Annotated in this window: 4 protein-coding genes; all 4 read right to left on the bottom strand. The window is 49.1% G+C overall.

Annotation, left to right across the window (positions count from 1 at the left end; all coding sequences use genetic code 11):
- Positions 1-9 precede the first annotated feature (9 nt).
- On the bottom strand, positions 10-480 hold the full coding sequence (locus RM811_RS13560) for a transposase (RefSeq protein ID WP_402525172.1): 471 nt from the start codon (positions 478-480) through the stop codon (positions 10-12).
- A gap of 8 nt (positions 481-488) precedes the next feature.
- Positions 489-947, bottom strand: a complete 459-nt coding sequence (locus RM811_RS13555; RefSeq protein ID WP_402525170.1) for a DUF6444 domain-containing protein — start codon at positions 945-947, stop codon at positions 489-491.
- A gap of 110 nt (positions 948-1,057) precedes the next feature.
- Positions 1,058-2,215, bottom strand: a complete 1,158-nt coding sequence (locus RM811_RS13550) for an HD domain-containing protein (RefSeq protein WP_402525167.1) — start codon at positions 2,213-2,215, stop codon at positions 1,058-1,060.
- 174 nt (positions 2,216-2,389) lie between these two features.
- Positions 2,390-3,955, bottom strand: a 1,566-nt coding sequence (locus RM811_RS13545) for an FAD-dependent oxidoreductase (protein WP_402525164.1), incomplete at its 5' end; no start/stop codon positions are given.

Raw genomic sequence — 3,955 nt, 5'->3', positions numbered from 1 at the left:
CACCGAGATCTACACCGTGTATCTTTCGTCGGCAGCGTCAGATGTGTATAAGAGACAGAAAGTAAGCAGAATGCCCATGGCATCCATTGCCTTACAACCCCGTTTTTCAGACAGGTAGTAGAGTGTCCATTGCTCATCCCGCATGATGTGTAGCCAATGAAGGGAACCTTTGGCCCGCATGCCTGTCTCATCAGCGCCAGCAACCGGAGTATCCAACAAGGCATCGCGAATCACCTGCTCGGTAGATTTCAGATTTTTATGCGCTTTTTTTACAAAATTTACGACACTGCCCGCACTGAGGCTCATGTTATAGACCGTATTAAAAAACTCTGAAACTCTCAAAAATGGAACAAAATGATGTTGGTTTAGATAGATGGCCATTGCCTGAGTAGTAGAGCCATACTGCACGGCTGCGGTCACACCCTCAGGAAATTCAGCCTGATTCCGACAGCCACAAGGACAGATTTTGACTTCAGCCATATGTGCAGTCACTTCATACTCGCCCGGTTTTCCTGGCTCAAATACCTGTCGTTCAATGCATTTGACCGGATCAACATCGAGAAGAGATGCTTGGCAGCAATGGCACTGTTTAACGGTGTAGTACTCAATGTAATCGGGGGTATCGACTCGTTTAAGGCAAACACCCTGATGCCCTTTTTGCCCCCCGGCTTTGTTACCAGATGATTGTCTGAGGCTTTTGGGATTAGGCTTTTCCTGTGAAGAGTCAGAATTTTCCGAGGATGAAGAATTTTTCTGGGAATCACTGTTTTTATTGGGATTTGATAACCATCCGACGATGGTGGCTTACTGCTGTTTTGACTATTTTTTTTGACCTTTTCTTCCAGCTCCCGACAACGTTCCTTTAAATGTGTAACTTCAAGCCGAAGCTCAGAATTCTCTTCTAAGAGCGCAGCATTTAACAAAATCGCAGATGAGTCTTGATCCATGTTGGCTTGGTGTCAGGAAAATTATTGTGTAACAGGATGATAGAAAAATCAGAAAAATCCAGATTTATATGGGGGGTGCTGAACAGTTACAGGTATTTAAGGACGGTTCCTTATGGGCTGATGTTTGCATAAAAAAGCTGACACCGTTTGAGTTCGGCCTGATATCGTGTTTTGAAATCAGGATCAAGATCGGATACTCTCTGCCAGATAATTCCGCTGCTTGTCTCGTCAGAGGCCGTAACCACTCTTGGATCCACGATACGACACCTGACCTTTGCAAAGGTGATAGTGTCTGGTCCGGGCGAATCGGCTTCCCGGACTGTGAACCAGACCGATTTCATTTTCTGGTTTAACTGTTGAACCTCCGGTAATGAACTCTGGTGTATTTTCTGCCAGATCTGCTGATCCCCCATATTGAAGAAAATGTCATCCGGGCTCAGCTCTTGGGCGGCGGTGAGCTGTCTCAATGCTTCTGCTGCCCATAGGTAGAGAACCCTCCCCCAGGCGGTAACAAAAATGTTCCGGTTCAGTTCCATACTGGCATTGCCGATCAGCCGGGCTGAAGTCAGGGTTCTGCTGTACCAGTGCCCTGAAGACGGATCAAAAAACAGGTCTTCCAGAATAGCCTCCACCTGTTGGCGGGAAAGGTATTGCCGTCTGGCGGCTCCCTGCAGGGTGTAATCAAGCCGGTCCGCAGCCAGGTCCGGCAGAGCCCGCTCAAGTCGGGTAAAGTGTTTGTTATTTTTCGGATCGACTGCTTCCGGGGATAACTGGTGGTTTTCCAGAATACGCGCCACGTCGTGTTTTTTCAGAAAACTGATAAATTTTGAATCGTGGTAGTTGGGATCACCGGCAGAATCGGTGGAGAACAGATAATCCGAAACATGGCTAAAGGCGGTATGGGGCAAGTCATGGAGCAGACCACTGATTTGCTCGTCTACGGGAGCGCCGTAGTGATGCAGTAGATAAAATACGCCCAGGGAATGGTCGTAGCGTGTGTAGGGTTCATTATTATGGCCTGCAGAGTCCACCATCTGAATGGGGCCGTATTGATTGATCTGCTTTAGCCGGTTAACCGCCGGGCTGTGAAGGAGGGCTGATACCAGGGCAAACTGGTCACTCTCCATCCCGTCAGGATTGATTACACCATAAAATGTTTCGATCGGTTTTGGGGGGGCTTGATTATCGGCTGCTGCAACAATCTGGCAGGAAAAGAGAACCGATAAAACCAGCCAGCAACGCAGGTTTACTTTTTTCAAGATCGACATTGGTATACCTGAGTGAAGTGACAGGGAATAAAGGTTAGCTGAATTTGTGAGTGAGAAAGGGGGATAGGGGCAATGATGGGTGGTCAGGCGACACAATCTGGGCAAGTAAATGCCTGCAGAATGCCATTAGCTCAGCCTGCAGGGGATAATCAGTCTACTGGGGTTATATCCGTTTTATATCTGTGCCGCCAGTCGACAGGCCTGATTGATTGCCCGTTTGGCATCCAGCTCGGCTGCCACATCGGCACCACCAATCAGGTGAACGGTCTTGCTGCTGATGCTATCTGCGAGCTCCCGCATTGGCTCCTGACCCGCACAGATCACGACAGTATCCACATCCAGAACCTGCGCCTCGCCGGCAACAGAAAGATGCAGGCCCTGATCATCAATTTTATGGTATTCACAGCCAGGCACCATTCGAACACCCCGATTAGCCAGAGACGAGCGATGAATCCAGCCAGTGGTTTTACCGAGGTTTTTACCGGGCTTGCTCTTCTTCCTTTGAAGTAGCCAAACTTCTTTGGACGATTTGTGGGACTCTTTTTCTTCCAGAAGACCGCTACGATTTTCCAGGCTCATATCCACTCCCCACTCTTTCATAAAGGTGGGAATATCAAGGCTGCTGGAAGGACCTTCCTGAGTAATCAGTTCACACAGGTCAAAGCCAATACCACCGGCACCAATGACCGCAACCCTGTTTCCTACGGGAGCGCCCTTAAAGACATCCAGATAGCTGAGGACCTTGTTATGATCAATCCCTTCAATATCCAGTTTCCTTGGGGCAATGCCGGTGGCGACAATGACTTCATCAAAATCACTGTTTTCCAGCTCATCCGCTGACACTCTGTGATTCAGTTTCAGTTCAACACCGGTTAACTCGATCTGCCGTTTAAAGTAACGCAGGGTTTCTTCAAATTCCTCTTTGCCCGGGACGGTCTTGGCAATATTGAATTGACCACCGATTTTGTCGGCAGCGTCAAACAGGGTTACCTTGTGGCCACGATAGGCCGCTGTGGTGGCAAAGGCCATACCGGCAGGGCCTGAACCAATGACGGCCAGATTTTTTGGCTGGCTGGTTGGCAGGTAGTTCAGTTCTGTTTCATGACAGGCCCTGGGATTTACCAGACAACTGACGGGTTTCAGAAAAAAGACATGGTCAAGGCAGGCCTGGTTACAGCCAATGCAGGTATTGATTTCATCGGCTTTTCCTTCAGCGGCTTTGTTAACCCACTCGGGGTCTGCCAACATGGGGCGGGCCATTGAAATCATATCTGCATCACCCCGGGCCAACACTTCTTCTGCGGTTTCCGGCATATTGATCCGGTTGGAGGTGATGACAGGAATGCTCAGTTCGTTGCGGATTTTTGCAGTAACCCAGGTAAAGGCCGCCCTTGGCACCATTGTCGCGATGGTAGGGATACGGGCTTCGTGCCAGCCAATGCCAGTATTGATAATGGTTGCACCGGCTTTCTCAATCTCTCTGGCCAGTTGAACAATTTCATCCCAGCTGCTGCCACCTTCCACCAGATCCAGCATGGACAGGCGGTAAATGATAATAAAGTCCGAACCCACTTTTTCACGGGTTTTGCGCACCACTTCTATTGGCAGACGAATGCGCTGTTGGTATTCACCACCCCAGTCGTCTTCCCGTTGATTGGTGCGGTTTACGATAAACTGATTAATAAAATAACCTTCAGAACCCATGATCTCTACGCCATCATAGCCAGCGTCTTTGGCCAG

The sequence above is a fragment of the Endozoicomonas sp. genome, assembly GCF_031844845.1.
Lineage (GTDB): Bacteria > Pseudomonadota > Gammaproteobacteria > Pseudomonadales > Endozoicomonadaceae > Endozoicomonas.
Note: the sequence above shows the minus strand (reverse complement) of the source record. Positions and strands in the feature narration are given on the sequence as shown.

What these genes read in the sequence shown, in the direction of transcription:
- RM811_RS13550 (WP_402525167.1), bottom strand. Translation starts at nt 2,215, where the DNA reads ATGTCGATCTTGAAAAAAGTAAACCTGCGTTGCTGGCTGGTTTTATCG.
- RM811_RS13555 (WP_402525170.1), bottom strand. Translation starts at nt 947, where the DNA reads ATGGATCAAGACTCATCTGCGATTTTGTTAAATGCTGCGCTCTTAGAA.
- RM811_RS13560 (WP_402525172.1), bottom strand. Translation starts at nt 480, where the DNA reads ATGGCTGAAGTCAAAATCTGTCCTTGTGGCTGTCGGAATCAGGCTGAA.